Source organism: Cupriavidus sp. 01L43 (assembly GCF_056399925.1).
Map to the genome: position 1 here is coordinate 46,161 of NZ_JBFTSH010000006.1, position 18,481 is coordinate 64,641.

The window sequence follows — 18,481 nt, forward strand, 5'->3', positions numbered from 1 at the left end:
TCACCCTAGCGCCGCCTCAGTTGCACCAGCCCCGCCATCGTCGCCGCCGCGCCCACCATCAGCGCCGTCGTCAGCAGCGGATGCCGGGCCGACGTCGTGTACGGGCAGGACTGGATCGCCTTGCGGTTGCCAGTGCGCTCCCGCAGGCAGTTGCCAGCCTCGTAGAGCGTGTTGTCCTCGCGCGGGCCGGCCGGGTCGCGCGTCTGCTGGGCGCGGCCCATGAAGCGACTCATAAAGCGGTCGAACGCGTGCGGCGCGTGGTAGGCGGCGGCCGAGAACGCCTTGGCGGAGGCGCCCACGAACATGTCCCGGCGCGGGTGCGCGGCGGCGAACAGGATCGCGTCGGCGGCCATCGCGGGGTCATAGAGCGGCGCCGCCAGTTTCGGCTCCACATGCAGGAAGTTCTTGGCGTGGCTGACCATCGGCGTCTCCAGCCCGGCCGGTTTGATCAGCGTTACCGAGATCGGTGCCTTCTCCTGCTCCAGTTCCAGCCGCAGGGTGTCCGTGAAGCCCTTGATGGCGTGCTGGGACGCCGCGTAGGCGCCCTGCAGCGGCATGGCGCAGTCGGAGGCCTCGCTGCCCATGTTGATGATCGCCCCGCCGTGCTGGCGCAGGTGCGTGGCGGCGGCCAGCGAGCCGTGCACCACGCCCCAGTAGTTGGTGTCGAACAGGCGGCGCTGGTCTTCCAGCGGCACGTCGTCATGGCGGCCGAAGATGGTCACGCCGGCATTGTTGACCCAGGTGTCGAAGCCGCCGAAGCGCTCGATGGCCGCCTCGGCCAGCCTGGCCACGTCGTCCTGGTTGCCCACGTCGGTCCTGACGGTGATGACCTCGGTCCCGTGTTCGCGCAACTCCTCGGCCAGCTTGTGCAGCACGTCCTCGCTGCGCGCCGCCAGCACGAGCCGGGCGCCGGCGGCGGCCGCCTTGCGCGCCGTGATCAGGCCTACGCCGCTGGTGGCACCCGTCAGCACGATGACCTGCGAGCCAATTGGTTTCAGGGGTCTCATTTCCGTGTCGTCCTCTGCCAGGCCCGGTTCGGATGGGATGCGGCGCGCGGGCATCCGGGCTGCTGCGGGCGCACTGTTGACGCTGGCGACACTGTGGCGTGTCTCCCCTGTCGAGTCCGCAAGTCCCGTTCCCGGCTGGCGGCGGCGACACGCCGATGTGCGGCGCAGCATCGGCTGTCAGGAATTACAACAACGGGTAAGTGGCGGCGTGTAGGACGGCTCCCGCTTTCGCAAGCGGCGTGTGCTGCATAAGCTGAAAGCCGCAGCCCCGCCGCCTCCGAAGGACAGATCATGGCTCAACCTACCCGTGCCACCCGTGCCGCCGACCCCGCTCCGGACGCCGCCGAACCGCTCGGCAAGTACCGGCGCAAGCGCGACTTCGCGGCCACGCCGGAGCCCAGCGGGGGCAAGGCCAACAAGGCGGCCAAATTGGCAAAGCCGGCCCGCAAGCGCGCGGCGCCGGCGCTGTCCTTCGTGATCCAGAAACACGCCGCGCGGCGGCTCCATTACGACTTCCGGCTCGAACTGGACGGCACGCTGAAGAGCTGGGCCGTGCCCAAGGGCCCGAGCTACGACCCGGCCGACAAGCGCATGGCCGTGCACGTGGAGGACCACCCCCTCGACTACGCCAACTTCGAAGGCGTGATTCCGGCCGGGCACTACGGCGCCGGCACGGTCATCGTGTGGGACCGGGGCACCTGGCTGCCCGATGGCGACCCGGCGGCCGGCTATCGGGACGGCAAGCTCAAGTTCGAATTGCGCGGGGAGAAGCTGCAGGGCCACTGGACCCTCGTGCGCATGGGCGGCAAGCGCCAGCGCGACGACCAACGCGACAACGGCTGGCTGCTGATCAAGGAGCGCGACGAGTACGCGCAGGCCGCGTCGGCCTTCAATGTGGTGGACGCCATGCCGGACAGCGTGCTGGCCGGCACGGCCAAGGCGGCGAAGAAGGTGGCAAAGAAAGCACCGGCCAAATCGGCCAAGTCAGCAGCCGCCAAAAAGACCAAGGCCCGCGACCTCCCCGCCCTGCCCGAGGGCGCCAAGAAGGCCAAGCTGCCGCTGGCGCTGGCACCCCAGCTCGCCACGCTGGTGGAAAAAGCGCCGGCCGACAGCAGCCAGTGGCAGTACGAGATCAAGTTCGATGGCTACCGCGTGCTGGCCCGGGTCGATGGCGACGACGTGCGCCTGTTCACCCGCCAGGGCAACGACTGGACTTCCAAGCTGCGCGCCCTGGCGGCGGAGATCCGTACGCTGGGCCTGCCCGACGGCTGGCTGGACGGCGAGATCGTGGTGGTGGACGCGCAGGGCATCACCGACTTCCAGGCGCTGCAGAACGCGTTCGAGACCTCGCGCGCGGACGCCATCCAGTTCTACGCTTTCGACCTCCCCTACTACGCCGGCCACGACCTGCGCGCCGTGCCGCTGGACCAGCGCCGGCTGCTGCTGCGCCGGCTGTTCGAGGCCAACACCGCGCCCCGGCTCCATTTCAGCGAGAGCTTCGAGGCCAGCCCGGACGAGATGCTCGCCGCCGCCTGCCGCATGAAGCTGGAAGGCGTGATCGGCAAGCGCAACGACGCGCCCTACGTCAGCACGCGCGCCAACACGTGGATCAAGCTCAAATGCACGCTGCGGCAGGAGTTCGTGATCGGCGGCTTTACCGACCCGAAGGGCAGCCGCAGCGGGCTGGGCTCCCTGCTGCTGGGCGTGCACGACGCGCAGGGCAAGCTGCGCTACGCCGGCAACGTCGGCACGGGGTTCGACACGGCGATGCTCGGCACGCTGCGCAAGCAGCTCGATCCGCTGGTCACGGACGCCCCGCCGTTCGACGACCTGCCGCGCGGCATTCGCGGCCACTGGGTCAAGCCGAAGCTGGTGGCGGAGGTGTCCTTCGGCGCGTGGACCAAGGAGGGCCGCGTGCGGCATTCGGTGTTCCACGGCCTGCGCACGGACAAGCCGGCCGGCGCGGTGTCGGTGGAGAAGCCGGCGGCGGCGGCGAAGTCGGGCACGTCGGCCAAGGCGGCCAAGTCGGCAGCAAAGAAAGCCCCGGCCAGGAAAGCCCCGGCCAAGGAGACCATCGGCAAGATCGTCGTCAGCCATGCGGACCGGGTGATCGACACCTCCACCGGGCTGACCAAGGGCGACCTCGTGCGCTATTACGCCAGCGCCGCCGGGCTGATGCTGCCCTACCTCAAGGGCCGGCCGATTGCGCTGGTGCGCGCCCCGTCCGGCGTGGATGGCGAACAGTTCTTCCAGCGCCACGGCGACACCCTCAAGCTCGACGGCGTGAAGCCGCTCGACCCCAAGCTTTGGCCCGGCCATCCGCCGCTGCTGGAGATCGCCACGGAGGCGGCCATCGTCGCGGTGGCGCAGCTCAACGTGGTGGAGTTCCACACCTGGAACGCGGTGGCGCGCAGCCTCGACAGGCCGAACCGGGTCATTTTCGACATCGACCCCGGCGAGGGGGTGAAGTGGCCGGCCATCCGGGAGGCCGCCACGCTGACCAAGGGGCTGCTGGACGAACTGGGGCTGCAAAGCTTCCTGAAGACCAGCGGCGGCAAGGGCCTGCACGTGGTGGTGCCGCTGGCGCCGCGTGCGAACTGGGGCTGGGACCCCGTGCGGGACTTCGCCCAGGCCGTGGTGCAGCACATGGCGACCATGATTCCCGACCGCTTCGTGGCCAAGAGCGGGCCGCGCAACCGGGTTGGCAAGATTTTCATCGATTACCTGCGCAACGGTGTCGGGGCTACCACGGCCGCCGCGTTCTCGGCACGCGCGCGGCCCGGGCTGGGCGTGTCCGTGCCGGTAGCCTGGGAGGAACTGGTCGACCTGACCTCGGCGGCGCACTGGACCATCGCCAACGTGGGTCCGCGCCTGGAGGAAATGGCCCGGCACGACCCGTGGGCCGGGCACGACGCCGTACGCCAGACGCTGACCCAGGCCAGCAAGCGGCTGGCCGGCTCCTGAGCCCGGCAGGACCACCCCGAAGGCCGTCCGGCACTGGCCCGGGCGGCCTGTCCGGCTCCGTCTGTCAGCGCCTCGGCATGCGCGGCACGCTTCTTGCCACTCCCATCGGAAAACCCCCGCCCACGCCGGCACATAAGACGAGGCAAATCCGATGAAACATCTCCCTGACCCATGGTTCTCGAACGACTTCTGGCAACGCGCGGTCCTGGGCGGGCTGACGCTCGCACTGGCCGTCCTGCTGGCCTCCACCGCCGAGGCCAAGCTGCCTCCGCCCACACCTGAACAGCAGCAGGCAGCCGAGGCCAAGAAGGTCAAGGAAGCCGAGGAAGCCAAGGTGCAGGCGGCTCAACTGGCGGCGGTGCAGGACAAACTGGCAGCCCGCTTCGGCAAGGGCCCTAGCCCCAGCGGTCAGACCTCGGAGAGCAAGGTGCCGCAAAAGTCCGTAGAGGCGCCGGGCTCGGCAGGCCCGCAAGGCGGGACGTCGCCCAGCGCGGAAGCCCACAGCGGCGAGGCGCAGCGCAAATAACAGCCCATCACAGCAAAGAGCACGTGAATTTATCGCCACTTTTCAAGCCTGAACTTCGCATGTCGAAACTACAACGGAACCGGGCGGTATGCAGGTAATTATTACAATACGATCCTTATTCCCGACACCTGACGCCGCCCTGCCGGCACGTCCGGCCGGCCTTGCCACGCGTGGCGCACTCCGGGCATCCGTCTTCACTATCGCGGCCGATCCTGCCGCCTGCCAGCCATGAACGCCTCGACCGCCCATCCCAGCCGGCGCCCGCTGATTCTCAACGTGGAAGACCGCGAGGGGCCGCGCTACGTCAAGAGCCGGATCCTCCACCGGGCCGACTTCTCGGTGCTGGAGGCGTCGAACGGCCAGGCTGCGCTGTCGCTGGTCCGCCAGCACACCCCGGATCTCGTGCTGCTCGGCACCCAGTTGCCCGACGTGGACGGACTGGAAGTCTGCCGCCTGATCAAGAATGATCCGCAGAGCGCGCGCACCCTGGTGCTGCTGACGTCACCCGGCATGTCCGATTCCCACCGGCGCGTACAGGCGCTCAACGGCGGCGCCGACAGCTTCCTGATCGAGCCAGTGGAGTCGGAGGAACTGGTCTCCAGCATCAACGCCCTGCTGCGCATGCGCGGGGCTGAGGATGCCTTCCGCCGCACCTCGCAGGCGCTGCACGAAAACGAAGACCTGTTCCGCCAACTGGCGGAGGCGCTGGCCGATGTGGTCTGGATTCTCGACCCGACCACCCGACGCTTCCTGTTCGTCAGCCCCTCGTTCGAATCGCTCTGGGGCCGCCCGGCCCAGGCGGTGCTGCAAGACCCGCACCGCTGGCTCGAATGGGTGCTGCCCGAGGAACGCTCGCGCATGGAAGCCGAATGGCAGAGCATGCTGCGCGATGGCCTGCTCGACACCGAATTCCAGCTCGAACGCCCCAACGGCGAGATCCGCGAAGTCCATATGCGCGCCTTCCCCGTGCGCGGGGCGGATGGCCGCTGCCTGCGCGTGGCGGGCATCTGCCAGGACGTGACGCGCCACAAGCGCGCCGAGCGCACGCTGCATAACGAGGAACGCCGCAAGGACGAATTCCTCGCCATGCTGGCCCACGAACTGCGCAACCCGCTGGCGCCGATGCGCAGCGCGGTGGACCTGCTCCAGCAGTTCTCCCCAAGCCGCGAGGACATGTTCCGCGCGCGGGACATCATCGGCCGGCAGTTGCATCACATGACCCGGCTGGTCGACGAACTGCTCGACGTGTCCCGCTTCAACCAGGGCAAGATCACCCTGCGGCGAGACCTCGTGGAGTTGCGCGGTGCGCTGAACACGGCCGTGGAAACGGTGCGCCCGCTACTGGAGGAGCGCCAGCACACGTTGCGCCTGTCGCTGCCCGAGCAGCCGCTGCCGATTCGCGGCGACATGGTCCGTCTGACGCAGATCTTCGCCAACCTGCTGCACAACGCCGCCAAGTACACGCCCGAGGGCGGCACGCTGGCCGTGGAGGCCGCCGCAGCCGATGGCCGCGTGATCGTGCGGGTGAGCGACAACGGCGCCGGGCTTTCCCAGGCGCTGCAACGGCAGTTGTTCGATCCGCTGGCGCCGGAGTCCGGCAATCCGCTGGAAGAAACGCCGACGCCCGATGCCGCGTCGATCGCAGCCGCCAACGTCGCGGCCAATCCGGTCCCGAGCCTGGCCGCGCTGCATGCCGAGCACGATGACCGGGACGGCGACGCGCCCCAGCCGGCCGATATCGCCACGGATCCCGATACCTTTGCCGCGCGCGAAGGCGCCGGCATTGGCCTGACGCTGGTGCAGAAGCTGGTCACGCTGCATGGCGGCCGGGTCAGCGCCGCAAGCCCGGGCCGCAACATGGGCAGCACCTTCGTCGTGGAACTGCCCGTGGAACCGTGGCAGAACTGGCATCCGCCGACCGGGAAATCGCGCCCCCAGCCGGGCACCGCGCACACCATCATGCTGGTCGATGACAACGTCGATGCGCTGGAGGCCATGACCATGACGCTGGAGACGCTCGGCCACACCGTGGTGACGGCGCCCGATGGCCAGAGCGCCGTGGCGTGCGCGGCCAGCGTGCGGCCGGACGTGGTGCTGCTGGACCTCGGCATGCCGACCATGGACGGCTTCGAGACCGCGCGCCGGCTGCGCGAGATTCCCGAGCTGCGCCACGCGCGCATCGTGGCGCTGACCGGCTTCGGCCAGCCCGATGACCGCCGGCGCACGCGCGCGGCGGGGTTCGACCTGCATCTGGTCAAACCCGCCGACCTCGGTGCCCTGACCCGCATGCTCGATGAACTAGACGCCTGACCCCGAGGAGCCTCATGCTGCATCAGCCCCTGCCCCTGCCCCTGCCCCTGCACCTGCACATCACGCCCGAACCCGACATGGTGCCCCCGCCGCCCGAGGCCCCGCCGCCGGAGCCGCCGCCGGGTCCGCCCGAGCCGGTCAGCGATCCGCCCCCGGGCGATCTCCCGCCCCCGCCGCCGCAGCGCGCGTAGGGCGACCGGAGCGACCGGGCCATGTCCCGCATCATCTGGAAGGGGGCCATCAGCTTTGGCCTCGTCAATATCCCCGTCGCGCTGAAGACCGCCTCGCGCAGCCATACGCTGGACCTCGACCTGCTGGACCAGCGCGACATGGCGCCGGTGGGCTACCAGCGCATCAACAAGCACACCGGCAAGGTCATCGACAGCGAGCACATCGTCAAGGGCTACCAGTACGAGAAGGACGAGTACGTGGTGCTCAGCGACGAGGACTTCCGGCAGGCCAACGTCGAGGCCACGCAGACCGTCGACATCGTCAGCTTCGTGCAAGCGGACAGCATTCCGCCCTACTACTTCGACACCCCCTACTACCTGGAGCCGGACAAGCGCGGCGAGCGCGGCTACGCGCTGCTGCACGAGACCCTGCGCAAGACCGGCCGCGCCGCGCTGGCGCTGGTGGTACTGCGCAACCGCCAGCACCTGGCGGCGCTGCTGGTGGTGGGCAAGGCGCTGGTGTTGAACACGATGCGCTTTGCGGACGAGGTGGTGCCGATCGAGGATCTCAGCCTGCCTTCTGGTGGCAAGGGCAAGGCGGCGACCCCGCGCGAGGTGGCCATGGCCACCAGGCTGGTGAAGGACATGAGCGAGGACTGGAAGCCGGAGCAGTACCACGACACCTATCGCGAAGACCTGATGGCGCGCATCCACGCCAAGATCAAGGCCGGCAAGACGCACCTGCTGACGCCAGCGTCCGAGGAAGCGGCGCCCAGCGGCAAGGGCGCGAAGGTCATCGACATGATGGCGCTGCTCAAGCAGAGCATCGGTAAGCGGGGCAAGGCACCGGCCAGGCCGGCCAGCCGCAATGCCGATCTTCTGGAAGACGAGGAGGAGGAAAAGCCGGCGACGAAGAAGGCTACGGGGAAGGCGACGGCGAAGAAGGCATCGACAAAGACATCGACAAAGGAAGCGGCGACCAAGAAAGCCGCGCCGAAGAAGGCCGCAGCCAGAAAGGCCGCACTCGCCAAAAAGCGCAAAGCGGCTTGACCGAAGTCAAAGCCGCAAGACGAGCCGCAAAAAGAGCCGCGGTACGTGGGATGACCGCGGCTCCGCGCAGAGGGCGACGACGAGGTCGCCGCGCATAAAAAACTAGCGCGTGTGCATTAACGCGACGACACCTTCAGGTTGTCGCGCACCGAATTCACACCTTCCACCGAGCGCACCGTTTCCAGCGCCATCTCGTGCTGGTCCTTGGTCGGCACCGTGCCGGTCAGGGCCACCACGCGGTCCTTGGTCTTCACGTGGATGCCGGTGGACTTGAGGTCCTTGGTCGCCAGCAGCTTCGTCTTGACCTTGGTGGTCAACGCGCTGTCGGTGACAACCTGCTTGGAGTTATCCACGCCCTTGTCCACGCTGGCGTCCATCTTGGCGTCAGTGGTCGCGGCGGGACGCTTTTCCTTGTCACCTTCGGTATGGCCAGGCATGCCCGACGCATTGTTTGCCGGCGGGGCCGCGCTGTTATCGCTGCGGACACTGGTGTCGGCCACCTTGATGAAGCCGCCAGCCCCCATGTCCAGGGCATGCGCGCCACCCGCAGCGGCGAGCGCGGCGGTCATCAGTGCAATACGTGTAATGCGCAGGGTCTGTGCTGTCTTCATGCTCGATCTCCTTGTTGAGGAAGTGACAGCCACTGTTCTGCACATCGCGTGCCAGATCGCCCAAATGACGCGTGGACAGGGCCTCGCGGCGGTTTTCCGCGCCGGGGCCGCGTGGGCGACGCGCCCGACCGGTAAAAACACGGCACGCGTTGTAAATCGGCGCACATGGGGAGCCACGCATGCGTTACCTGTATGTCTGACAGATGCCCTAAAGATGCCATAACCCCCACTTTTCCCCCACATTCTCAACCTCCGAGGGCTTGGCACGGCCATTGCGACTCTGGGCCTGCGGCAGCCTCGCCGCGACATGGAGACTAGCAATGGGACAGCAGCAACAGGGGAACCAATCCCAACCGGGCCAGAAGCAGCAAGAGCAGCAGCAACCCGGCCAGCGCGGTAACCAGCAAGGTGGCAGCCAGGACCAACAACGCCAGGGCGGGGGCCAGATGGGCAACCAGGACCAACGCGGTGGCCAGCAGCAACAGGAGTCCGGCCGTCAAGGCCAGCAAGGTGGCGGTCAGCAAGGCGGCCAGCAAGGGCAACAAGGCCAGCAAGGTGGCCAGAAGGACCAGGACAAGAGCCGCCAGCCGTAAGTCGGCTTCCTCTTCGTCTTTTCGGACCCCGCGCGGCATTTCCACGGTTGCCGCAGTGCGCTGAAGTTCAAGGCGCGCGGATAACTCGGGGTCCACCGCCGGGGCACTCGCAAGGGTGCCCCGGTGTCTTTCGTGGGATTCCCTCTATATATAGGCAGCGCGCCCGGGCGAACCGTCAGGCGAGCCGGCTGGCCACGCGGCCGATGGCCTGCCGCCAGACCTCGCGCTCGCGCGCCAGGTAGTCGGAAGCCTGCGCGCCGGTGAGCGCCAGCGGCTCGGCGCCGTCCTGACCCAGACGTTGCCGCAGAGCCGGCGTGCGCAGCAGCCGCGTGAAGCGGTCCGCCAGCGCCGCGCAGGCGCGCGCGGACATGCTGGGCGCCGCCAGCACGCCGTACCAGGCGTCCTGCCGCATGCCGGGCACGCCGGCCTCCTCGAACGTCGGCACGTTCGGCGCGAGCGGGCTGCGCGCGGCACCGGTCACCGCCAGCGCGCGCACCTTGCCCTGACGCATCAGCGGCAACGCGGCCTGCAGCGTGCTCACCAGCAGCGCCACGTGTCCGCCCTGCAGATCGACCAATGCGCGCGCACTGCCGGGATACGGCACGTGGTTCATCGACACACCCGCCTGCTGGCAGATCAATTCGCCCACCAGATGGGCGCTGGAATGAATGCCGAGGGAGGCGTAGGCCAGTTCGCCGGGGCGCCGACGCGCTTCGGCCAGCCGGGCCTGGAGCGTCTGCGTGGCAGCGGGCGCCTCCGCGGAGGCCAGCAGCACGTGCGGCGTGGTGGCGACGATGGCCACCGGCTGCAACGGCGTGGCCGGCGGCTCGGGCGCGGCGGCCAATAGCGGGCCGATGCTGACCGAGCCTACTGTGCCGAGCAGCAAGGTGCGCGGGCCGGACGTGGCGCGCGCCACCTGGTGCAGGGCGATCTGGCCGGCGGCGCCGGGGCGGTTCTCGACGATGGTGGGCACGCCGTCCGTGGTCAGGCTGTCGGCGACGAGACGGGCGATATGGTCGGCACCCCCGCCGGCGGCATAGCCGACCAGCAGGTGCGTGGTGTCTGCGCCACATGCGGCGCGGGGGAACAGCGGGAGTACCGCCAGCCCGGCCAGCCCAGCCAGACCATGGGTCAGGCGGCGGCGGGCCCGATCAGGCGGAACCGGAGGGAACGGCATGGATGCAGGGGCGCGAGTCGAATAGCTCGCGGCATGCTAGCACCAGCCCGCCCTGCCCGCCTTGGGGGCAAACCCCGTCTTGCCCAGGCCCTCACAGCTGCGGTGCCCGGCACACGGCGCCCGCCGCGTTGGCGGCTGGTTCCATGCCGAACACCGCCTGCGCGCCGCACTGCGAGCCGAACATGCGCGCCTGATCGTGCCCCACGCCCACCACTTCAAAGGCGCGATGGCGGCTGGTCTGGCCCGGCTTGGCGAGGAATTGCTCGTAGCGCTGGTAGGCGCGCCCGCGCTGGAGGCGCGTGGGGCCTTCGGCCTCGGCGCCGCATGCCTTATCGAGCACACGGTGATTCGGATCGTTATCCTCGCTACCCACCATATAGGTGACCTGCCGCTGCATGTAGCGCTGGTAGAGCGTCATGCCACTGGCGCCCTTGGCGTAGGCCACCATGTCCTGCATGCCGTAGCGGTACTTGTCGTAGTCCGCGCAGGTCGTGGTGCTGTACGGCGCGAAGCGCTTGAGATCAGGCGCCACCGGCCGGTCCGGCGTGAAGTAGAGATAGGACGAGGGATTGGCCACCACGTAGCGCAGATCGATGCCGCCCGCGCGCACGCGCTCGTCCACGTTGTTCAGCACGGCGTAGCGGTGGACGATCTGGGCGCCGCCCGAATGGCCCGCCACGGTGACCTTGTTCACGGCGGGGAAGCGCGACTTGTCCGTGACGAAGGCCAGCAGGTCGTCCAGCACCTGGAGCGAGCTGACGCCGGCGCCGGGGCCGGACACCGCGTCTTCGCCGCCGATCCAGCCTTGCACGGTCCAGACCGGCATGTTGTCGAAGTGCTTGGCGGCGTCGGGCGTGCCGGGGAAGTTCGGGGCGATCAGCAGCACCTCTTCCGGCTTGCGGCCGCTGGCCTGGAGCAGTGCGGCGCCGGCTGCGTAGTAATCGTCGCCATTGCGCTGGAGACCGTGCTGCACGAATACCACCTCGCGAATGCCGCGCAGGTCCGCCGTCAGCGGATGGTTGGCGTAGACCGGGAAGTCATAGCCGGCGCCACTGCCCAGGTGCACGCGCTGCCATTGGGGCTTGGCGGCGGATGTGGCAGGTGCTTCGCCAGAGGCGGAAGGCGCCGGGGGCTGGCTGGCGCAGCCGGCAGCAAGCGCCGCCGTGGCGGCCATCAGCAAAGTGAATCGGGCGAAACGTGGCGCGCCGGGCATGGTGTCTCCTTGGTCTTATGTCTGCCGTATCAGGCAAAACGCCAATACTAGGACGGCCGGGCCCGCTCGTAAAATATATGCTTTCGGCATCTGCCATATCCACGACATATCGGACCACCGATGGAACTGAGACACCTGCGTTATTTCCTGGCCGTGGCCGAAACCGGCTCCGTGACCCGCGCCGCCGAGCAGCTGGGCATCCAGCAGCCCCCGCTCTCCCAGCAGTTGAAGGCACTGGAGACCGAGCTGGGCGTGTCCCTGTTCGACCGCCAGCCGCGCGGCGTGGCGCTGACCGCCGCCGGGACCGCGCTCCATGGCGACGCCGTGGAGTTGTTCGCCCGTATCGAGCAAATGCGCGCGCGCATGCACCGCATGGCGCGTGGCGACGAAGGCGCGCTGGCCATCGGCTTCACCAGTTCGGCGGCGGCGCACAAGCTCACCCCCGAGGTGCTACGCGCCTGCCGGCGGCAGTTTCCGCGCGTGACGCTCTCCCTGACCGAGCGCAACGCGGCCGAAGGCATCGAGCAACTGGCCGATGGCACGCTCAGCGCGGCGCTGCTGCGCGCCCCGGTGCAACACCCGGAAGGCGTGCGCTTCGACCTCCTGCTCGAGGAAGAAATGGTGATCGCCCTGCCGCTGGACCACGCGCTGCTGCGCCGCCGGGCGGCCGAAGGCGTGGCCGCCGGCACGCCGGTGTCACTGCGCGAACTGAAGGGCGATCCGTTCATCCTGGTCCGCCGGCCCGGCGCGCCAGGCATGTACGGCGACCTGCTGCGCGAATGCGAGGCGCTGGGCTTCACGCCGCGCATCGGCGCCGAGGTGGAACGCATGCTGACCAACCTCAACCTGGTAGCCGCTGGCGCCGGCGTGAGCGTGGTGCCGGCGTCGATGGCCGGCCTCAACCGCCACGGCGTGGCCTACTGCCGCATGGTCGAGACCGACCGCCTGCGCGCCCCGCTCACCCTTGGCTACCGGGCCAACGACGCCGACCCGGCCGTTGCGGCGCTGGTGGCGCTGACGCACAGGATTGCGGCCAGGCACAGGAAGGATCGGGACGCGGTGGGCGAGGCGTTGCCGGATTGAAATCGGCCCTTCAGTAATGTCGGCCTTCAACGCGTGACTAGGCGTCCTAGCGCGCCTGGCGCCGCAGGATCACATGCGTAGCCTTCTCCGACGCTACGGATTTCACGCATTGGTATCCCAGCGCCACCAGGTCAACCCCGTCGAACAGCGACTCTCCCCGCCCAAGCAGGACCGGRGAGATTGCAATGTGCAGCTCGTCAATCAAGCCCTCGCGAAGATACTGCCGGATCGTATGCGCCCCACCGCCGATCCGCACGTCCATGCCGGCAGCGGCGTCGCGTGCACGGTCGAGCGCCTCGCGAATGCCGCCTGTTATGAAGTGGAACGTGGTGCCGCCTTCCATCTCGATGGAAGGCCGAGCATGATGGGTCAGGACGAAGACCGGAACGTGGTACGGCGGACTATCTCCCCACCAGCCTTTCCAGCTTTCGTCCGGCCAATCCCCACGAATGGGTCCGAACATGTTCCGCCCAAGAATCCAGGCGCCGACATTCTGAAAGCTTCGGGCGGCGAAATCGTCGTCAATCCCGGTCGTACCGCCTTCCTTGCCGAACAAGGCTTGCTGGAAGGTGCGTGTCGGGACTAGCCACTGGTGGAGTTCCGTCCCGCCAACGCCGAGCGGATGGCTGAGGTCTTGGTTCGGACCCGCTCCGTATCCGTCGAGCGAAATGGTGAAGCCTTCAACGCGAACGCGTGCCATCGTTTTCCTCCGTGTAGACGCCTGACAGGTGATACATAAGTCATCCTGTTGTTCAGATGCGGGACTGGATCCACAAATAGTGCCATTGGACGGTGCGACGAGGCAGCGGAAAAGGGCAACGCCTACGCCAAGCGCAGATCCCGCAACATATCAAGCACGTGTTGCGTCGAACGCTCAACGTACCCCGCACGATGTGCAATGCCGAGCCGACGCCACAGCGCCGGGCGCAACGGACGCATGACAATGCGCGTGTCGGGCAATGGCGACGTCGCCTCATGGGGCAACAGCGCGGCGCCGTAACCTGCCGCTACCAGACTCTTGATCGCGTCGTTGTAGTTGAGCTGAATGCGAGGCGCAGGATGACACCCCCCGGCTGCGAACCACTCCGCAGTCAGACGGGAAAGACGCGTGGTCGCGTCATTGAGAATGAGAGGTTGGGCAGCGAGCCAATCAGGCGTGACGCGGGCCGGACACTGCCAATGCGCCGGCACAAAGGCCATCACGGGGTCGCGCCGCCAAGGCTTGATCACGAGTCCAGCCACCGGGGGCTGAGGCAGTGCGACCAGCCCAACGTCCAGCGTCCCATCCGCCAGTCGGGACAAGGTTTCATGTGAAGTCAGCACCGCAACCTGAATGTCGATGGCGGGATGGTGCTGGCGCAGCACTTCAAGCGCTTGCGGCAACAGATGCGCGATCGCGCCAGTCGACGCACCGAGCCGCACGCGCCCTTCGAGCCCCTGCACCTGGCGTTGAATATCGTCCAACGCCTGCTCCGCATCGGCCAGCAGTCGACGCGCGCGCTCCACCAGCACCTCCCCTATCGCCGACGGCCTGACCTGTCCGCGCTTCCGCGACAGGAGTGGCGCCCCAATGCGGTCTTCCAGTTCAGCGATATGAAGGCTGACCGTTGGCGGCGCCAGGTGCAATGCACGCGCCGCTTCGGCAAATGAGCCGCGGTCTGCAATGGCGACCAGCGTGCGCAGGCGGTCCAGGCTGATCTCTCGCATGTCGGCGTCCAGGTTCAGGAAAACTGAATGTTCAGGTTATGAAATTCAACTTTCTCTATTGTAGTGGTCCACGCAATATGAGGCTTCTCTCTATTTCTTACAACCCAAAGTCAGCGGAGTCTTTCACGTATGAGCTCTCCCGTTGTTTTCATCGATGGCGACCAGGGCACCACCGGCTTGCTCATCCACGAACGGCTCCGTAACCGGACCGACATCAGGCTGATTACGCTTGCTGCTGCGGAGCGCAAGGATTTGCGGCGTCGCGCAGAAGCCATCAACGCCTGCGACATCGCCCTCCTCTGTTTGCCGGATGCCGCCGCGCGCGAGGCAGTGGCCACCATCGTCAATCCTGCGGTTCGCGTCATCGACGCAAGCTCCGCCCACCGTACACAGCCGGACTGGACTTACGGATTTCCGGAGATGGCGCCGGGGCAGGCCGAGCGCATTGCCAACGCACGTCGGGTCACCAACCCTGGGTGCTATCCGACCGGTGCGATTGGCCTGCTGCGTCCGTTGGTGCAAGCGGGGCTGATACCGGGCGATTACCCCATCAGCATTCATGCGGTATCGGGCTATTCCGGACGCGGACGCGCCGGCGTGGAGGAATATGAGGGGCCGGGAGCCGCTAACGCGCCTTCATATCAGGTCTATGGCCTGGAACTCGCGCACAAGCACACGCCGGAGATCCAGCAGCACGCCGGGCTCGCGCAGCCGCCCATTTTCGTCCCTGCATACGGAGCGTTCCGCCAGGGCATCGTGCTGACGGTGCCGCTAACGTTGCGGCTGCTGGCACCCGGCGCAAATGGCGCCACGTTGCACGCCTGCCTCGCGCGCCACTATGCCAAGACGGACCACGTACATGTCTTGCCGCTGCAAGAATCGAGCGCCGTAAAGCAGCTGGATCCGCAAATGCTGAACGGCACAAACGACATGCGCTTGAGCGTATTTCCCAGCATGGAGCACGGGCACGTTCTCCTGTCTGCGGTTTTCGATAATCTAGGCAAGGGCGCATCCGGCGCCGCAATTCAAAACCTGGACCTGATGCTCGCGTAGAAGACGCGTCGCGCATTCGTCCAGCATGCGATGAAAAAAAACCGCCGCGAGTCTTATGAACTCGCGGCGGCTTCTTTGACAGTCGTCAGTGCAACCGATATCAGTAATCCCACTGCACCGGCACGAAGCGGTAGGCATCACCGTTCTTCGCAATATGACCGATGGACGGGAATGCGACGTGCGCGGCGGCCAGCATGGAGCCGGTTTCGGCGGCTTCGTCGAGCAGCGCGATGCGGACTTCCGTGGCCACTTCAGGCTCGTGCTCGAAGCCGTTTTGCCATGCGGGATGCTCGAAGCCGACCTCGAAGATCGCGTCGCCGACGAACGTCAGCTTCTCGCCCTTCGATGCGACGTCCACCACGCAGTGTCCCGGCGTGTGGCCGCCGGTCACGCGCGCCGACACGCCCGCCGCCACTTGCACGGTCTGGCCGAACTGCACGATGTTCTTGCTGTAGAGTTCCACGAACGTTGCGGCGGCCTTGCGGAGCGCGGGTGGCACCGCTTCCGGCATCACCGTCTTGCTAAAGTCCGGGTTCTTCCAGAACTCCACTTCCGCGGCCGCCACGTGAATGCGCACGTCCGGGCGCAGCTTGGCCTTGACGCCATCCACATTCAGCCCGCCGACGTGGTCCATATGCATATGGGTAATCACGATGTCGGTGATGGCTGCGAGGTCGATGCCAGCCGTTTCCAGGCGCAGCACCGAGCGACCGGCGCGCGAGAAGTATTCGAAACCGTCGCCCACACCGGAGTCGACCAGGATCAGGCGGTCGCCGCTGCGCACGAGGGCGATATTCAGCGCCCAGTCGAACATGTCGCGCTGCAGGAAGCGATCGTCGAACCATTCGTTGCGGTCGGCTTCCTTCACGTTGGTGGACATGGTGGAGGTCGGCAGCGGCAGAACCCCATCGCTGATCAGCAGGACGTCGACGTCACCCACGCGCACGGCGTAGCGGGAAGACACGAGTTCGCCAAAACCTTCTTTGCCAACGTTGGCGATAACCGGCTGCACATTGTGGATTGTTTCGCTCATTTTCAGTAGTCCTGTTGGTTTGATGGGGTGAGCCGCGTGGGGCGGCGCGGTGGACGAGAACGACCGCGAAATTCGCGCGCTTCGTTGTGCTCGCGATTCGACCTACCGTGTGACGCAGTGTAGTCAGGGGGAGCCGGCGCCAGTAGTATCGTGAAGGCCCTCAGCATGTTGTCCTGGCGGCAACAATCGCCGGCCTTCGTGAGACACTCGGCTGTATCAACATTTGAATTCGACTATGGCGGATATCGAACGCGAAGCCCTTGGGGTATTAACGCTTGCGCCTCCCGTTGCTTCCGATGGCCTCCCACCGGACGCCACGGGTTTCTCCATCTCCGTGCGGCATGTCACGGTGACGTTGCCGGACGGCAGGACGCTCCTACACGATCTGAATGACACCTTCCAGCGCGAGCGTACCGGCTTGCTCGGCCGGAATGGCGCGGGCAAGAGTGTGCTGGCGAGGGTGTTGGTCGGTTTGTTCCAGCCGGAGACCGGGCAGGTCACGCGCCATGGCACGGTCGCCTACGTGCCGCAGGAAATCGTCCCCGCAAAAGGCGCGACGGTTGCCGATGTCGCCGGATTGACACCAATACTCGATGCGCTGGCGCGAATGGAAGGCGGTACGCCGCATCCCACCGACTTCGATTTACTGGATGGACGGTGGCATATCCGCGCCAGTCTGGAGCAGGCGCTGGCGGACAGCGGACTGCCGCACCTGCACCCAAAAGGGCTGGCGGGATCGCTGAGCGGTGGCGAACTTACCCGCGTTGCGCTGATCGGCGCCTTTCTATCCGACGCGGAAGGCCTGGTGCTCGACGAACCCACGAACCATCTGGATCACACCGCGCGCGAATGGCTGCGTGACAAGTTGCAGCGATGGACCGGCGGCCTGATTCTCGTCAGTCACGACCGGGAATTGCTGGACCTGATGGACCGCATCGTCGAACTGACACCGGGCGGGATGCGCAGTTACGGCGGCAATTACACGCTCTATCAGGCTCAGCGCAGCACCGAAGCGGCGGCGGCGCAGGCTTCGCTCGACCGCGCAAGGACGGATCGCAACGCCGCCGAGCGTGCGGCGCAGCGTCAACATGACGCGCAACAGCGCCGCACCGCACGTCAGACGAAAGGCGCAAAGGACGCGAATCTTCCGGGGATCGCCATGGGCCGCCGCAAGGATGGCGCAGAGGTATTTGCAGGCCGGCAGCGACTTCGTCAGCAGGACGTGCAGTTCAAGCTCGACGAGGCGGTTCAATTGGCAGCACGTCGAATCGAGCCCGATAAAGCTGTCGCACTTATCCTGCCAGCAACTGCCATTGCGGCTGGCAAACGCGTGATCCATCTGGAAGACGCCGTCGCGCCGTTTCCGGAAGACGGTGCGCCCCTTACGCTGACGCTGACGGGACCCGTGCGCGTCGCCGTGACCGGTCCGAATGGCTGCGGCAAGACAACGTTGCTGAAGATGTTGGCGGGCACCATTGCCCCGGTCTCTGGTATTTGCCAGACCGGCGTGCGCAGCGCATGGCTCGATCAGCGAGCGACCAGCGTGTTGCCACCCCACCTGTCGGTTCTCGAACGCCTGCATGAACTGGAAACGCCGCTGCCGGACGGGGTATTGCGCAGCCATCTTTCGCTGCTGGGCTTGAACGCCGACCTTGTGAACCTGCCGTCCGGTGCGTTGAGCGGCGGTGAGCGACTCAAGGGTGCGCTGGCGTGCGTGCTGTGGAGCACCGAGCCCGCGCAGCTGCTATTGCTGGACGAGCCGACCAATCACGTCGATCTGGAATCCATCCAGGCGGTAGAGCAGGCATTGGACGATTATCCCGGCGCCCTGGTCGTGGCCTCTCACGACACACGTTTCCTGCAGTCGCTTCGATTGACGCACCGGCTGGAGTCAGACGGAAGACATTGGAAGTTGATAGCGGAATGAATCGCGGGCGGGGGCCGGCGCTACGGCCCAAAAAGGAGCGCTAAAAGCGGGCCATCA

The 18,481-nt window shown here is 67.0% G+C and carries 16 protein-coding genes; 8 read left to right on the forward strand and 8 right to left on the reverse strand.

Going from position 1 to position 18,481, the window contains the following annotated elements:
- Positions 1-5: 5 nt before the first annotated feature.
- Positions 6-1,007, reverse strand: a complete 1,002-nt coding sequence (locus AC1DP9_RS12535; RefSeq protein WP_477107516.1) for an SDR family oxidoreductase — start codon at positions 1,005-1,007, stop codon at positions 6-8.
- Between the two features lie 291 nt (positions 1,008-1,298).
- On the opposite strand from AC1DP9_RS12535, the gene ligD reads away from it, so the two are divergent.
- The 5 genes from ligD (at position 1,299) to ku (ending at position 8,027) form a co-directional block, all read left to right on the forward strand.
- Entirely contained in the window at positions 1,299-3,971 is a 2,673-nt protein-coding gene (gene ligD, locus AC1DP9_RS12540) for a DNA ligase D (RefSeq protein WP_477107517.1), read from the forward strand.
- Between the two features lie 151 nt (positions 3,972-4,122).
- Entirely contained in the window at positions 4,123-4,497 is a 375-nt protein-coding gene (locus AC1DP9_RS12545; RefSeq protein ID WP_177220017.1) for a hypothetical protein, read from the forward strand.
- 228 nt (positions 4,498-4,725) lie between these two features.
- The gene (locus AC1DP9_RS12550; protein WP_477107518.1) at positions 4,726-6,807 is read left to right on the forward strand and encodes a hybrid sensor histidine kinase/response regulator; all 2,082 of its coding nucleotides are present in this window, start codon (positions 4,726-4,728) and stop codon (positions 6,805-6,807) included.
- A gap of 14 nt (positions 6,808-6,821) precedes the next feature.
- Positions 6,822-6,998, forward strand: a complete 177-nt coding sequence (locus tag AC1DP9_RS12555; protein ID WP_477107519.1) for a hypothetical protein — start codon at positions 6,822-6,824, stop codon at positions 6,996-6,998.
- A gap of 21 nt (positions 6,999-7,019) precedes the next feature.
- Positions 7,020-8,027 (forward strand): non-homologous end joining protein Ku, encoded by a 1,008-nt coding sequence (ku, locus tag AC1DP9_RS12560; protein WP_477107520.1) that lies wholly within the window; start codon positions 7,020-7,022, stop codon positions 8,025-8,027.
- 116 nt (positions 8,028-8,143) lie between these two features.
- Here ku and AC1DP9_RS12565 read toward each other — a convergent pair whose 3' ends face one another.
- The 4 genes from AC1DP9_RS12565 to AC1DP9_RS12580 all read right to left on the reverse strand — a co-directional run bounded on the left by AC1DP9_RS12565 (position 8,144) and on the right by AC1DP9_RS12580 (position 11,621).
- The gene (locus tag AC1DP9_RS12565; RefSeq protein WP_477107521.1) at positions 8,144-8,638 is read right to left on the reverse strand and encodes a BON domain-containing protein; all 495 of its coding nucleotides are present in this window, start codon (positions 8,636-8,638) and stop codon (positions 8,144-8,146) included.
- Positions 8,639-8,952: 314 nt separating this feature from the next.
- Positions 8,953-9,276, reverse strand: coding sequence for a hypothetical protein (locus AC1DP9_RS12570; protein ID WP_441592552.1), 324 nt, complete (start codon positions 9,274-9,276; stop codon positions 8,953-8,955).
- 130 nt (positions 9,277-9,406) lie between these two features.
- A complete protein-coding gene (locus AC1DP9_RS12575; protein WP_477107522.1) occupies positions 9,407-10,408 on the reverse strand; it encodes a tripartite tricarboxylate transporter substrate binding protein in 1,002 nt (333 codons plus the stop codon).
- Between the two features lie 91 nt (positions 10,409-10,499).
- On the reverse strand, positions 10,500-11,621 hold the full coding sequence (locus AC1DP9_RS12580) for a hypothetical protein (protein WP_477107523.1): 1,122 nt from the start codon (positions 11,619-11,621) through the stop codon (positions 10,500-10,502).
- 120 nt (positions 11,622-11,741) lie between these two features.
- On the opposite strand from AC1DP9_RS12580, the gene AC1DP9_RS12585 reads away from it, so the two are divergent.
- Positions 11,742-12,704: a LysR family transcriptional regulator gene (locus tag AC1DP9_RS12585; RefSeq protein WP_477107524.1), complete on the forward strand. Its 963-nt coding sequence runs from the start codon at positions 11,742-11,744 to the stop codon at positions 12,702-12,704.
- Positions 12,705-12,750: 46 nt separating this feature from the next.
- On the opposite strand, the gene AC1DP9_RS12590 is transcribed toward AC1DP9_RS12585, so the two are convergent.
- Both AC1DP9_RS12590 and AC1DP9_RS12595 read right to left on the reverse strand, forming a co-directional pair.
- On the reverse strand, positions 12,751-13,404 hold the full coding sequence (locus AC1DP9_RS12590) for a dihydrofolate reductase family protein (RefSeq protein ID WP_092301434.1): 654 nt from the start codon (positions 13,402-13,404) through the stop codon (positions 12,751-12,753).
- 122 nt (positions 13,405-13,526) lie between these two features.
- Positions 13,527-14,411, reverse strand: coding sequence for a LysR family transcriptional regulator (locus AC1DP9_RS12595; RefSeq protein WP_477107525.1), 885 nt, complete (start codon positions 14,409-14,411; stop codon positions 13,527-13,529).
- 129 nt (positions 14,412-14,540) lie between these two features.
- Between AC1DP9_RS12595 and argC the strand changes: the two genes are divergently transcribed.
- The gene (gene argC, locus AC1DP9_RS12600) at positions 14,541-15,464 is read left to right on the forward strand and encodes an N-acetyl-gamma-glutamyl-phosphate reductase (protein WP_477107526.1); all 924 of its coding nucleotides are present in this window, start codon (positions 14,541-14,543) and stop codon (positions 15,462-15,464) included.
- Positions 15,465-15,564: 100 nt separating this feature from the next.
- Here the strand turns inward: argC and AC1DP9_RS12605 are convergent, their stop codons facing one another.
- Positions 15,565-16,497 carry an MBL fold metallo-hydrolase gene (locus AC1DP9_RS12605; protein ID WP_454757654.1) on the reverse strand — a complete coding sequence of 311 codons (933 nt, stop codon included), beginning with the start codon at positions 16,495-16,497 and terminating at the stop codon, positions 15,565-15,567.
- Between the two features lie 235 nt (positions 16,498-16,732).
- Between AC1DP9_RS12605 and AC1DP9_RS12610 the strand changes: the two genes are divergently transcribed.
- The gene (locus AC1DP9_RS12610) at positions 16,733-18,424 is read left to right on the forward strand and encodes an ABC-F family ATP-binding cassette domain-containing protein (RefSeq protein WP_477107527.1); all 1,692 of its coding nucleotides are present in this window, start codon (positions 16,733-16,735) and stop codon (positions 18,422-18,424) included.
- Positions 18,425-18,481: the final 57 nt, after the last annotated feature.

Excerpts from the sequence above, each read along its gene's own strand:
- AC1DP9_RS12535 (WP_477107516.1), bottom strand. The coding sequence starts at position 1,007 with ATGAGACCCCTGAAACCAATTGGCTCGCAGGTCATCGTGCTGACGGGT.
- ligD (WP_477107517.1), top strand. The coding sequence starts at position 1,299 with ATGGCTCAACCTACCCGTGCCACCCGTGCCGCCGACCCCGCTCCGGAC.
- AC1DP9_RS12545 (WP_177220017.1), top strand. The coding sequence starts at position 4,123 with ATGAAACATCTCCCTGACCCATGGTTCTCGAACGACTTCTGGCAACGC.
- AC1DP9_RS12550 (WP_477107518.1), top strand. The coding sequence starts at position 4,726 with ATGAACGCCTCGACCGCCCATCCCAGCCGGCGCCCGCTGATTCTCAAC.
- AC1DP9_RS12555 (WP_477107519.1), top strand. The coding sequence starts at position 6,822 with ATGCTGCATCAGCCCCTGCCCCTGCCCCTGCCCCTGCACCTGCACATC.
- ku (WP_477107520.1), top strand. The coding sequence starts at position 7,020 with ATGTCCCGCATCATCTGGAAGGGGGCCATCAGCTTTGGCCTCGTCAAT.
- AC1DP9_RS12565 (WP_477107521.1), bottom strand. The coding sequence starts at position 8,638 with ATGAAGACAGCACAGACCCTGCGCATTACACGTATTGCACTGATGACC.
- AC1DP9_RS12575 (WP_477107522.1), bottom strand. The coding sequence starts at position 10,408 with ATGCCGTTCCCTCCGGTTCCGCCTGATCGGGCCCGCCGCCGCCTGACC.
- AC1DP9_RS12580 (WP_477107523.1), bottom strand. The coding sequence starts at position 11,621 with ATGCCCGGCGCGCCACGTTTCGCCCGATTCACTTTGCTGATGGCCGCC.
- AC1DP9_RS12585 (WP_477107524.1), top strand. The coding sequence starts at position 11,742 with ATGGAACTGAGACACCTGCGTTATTTCCTGGCCGTGGCCGAAACCGGC.
- AC1DP9_RS12595 (WP_477107525.1), bottom strand. The coding sequence starts at position 14,411 with ATGCGAGAGATCAGCCTGGACCGCCTGCGCACGCTGGTCGCCATTGCA.
- argC (WP_477107526.1), top strand. The coding sequence starts at position 14,541 with ATGAGCTCTCCCGTTGTTTTCATCGATGGCGACCAGGGCACCACCGGC.
- AC1DP9_RS12605 (WP_454757654.1), bottom strand. The coding sequence starts at position 16,497 with ATGAGCGAAACAATCCACAATGTGCAGCCGGTTATCGCCAACGTTGGC.
- AC1DP9_RS12610 (WP_477107527.1), top strand. The coding sequence starts at position 16,733 with ATGGCGGATATCGAACGCGAAGCCCTTGGGGTATTAACGCTTGCGCCT.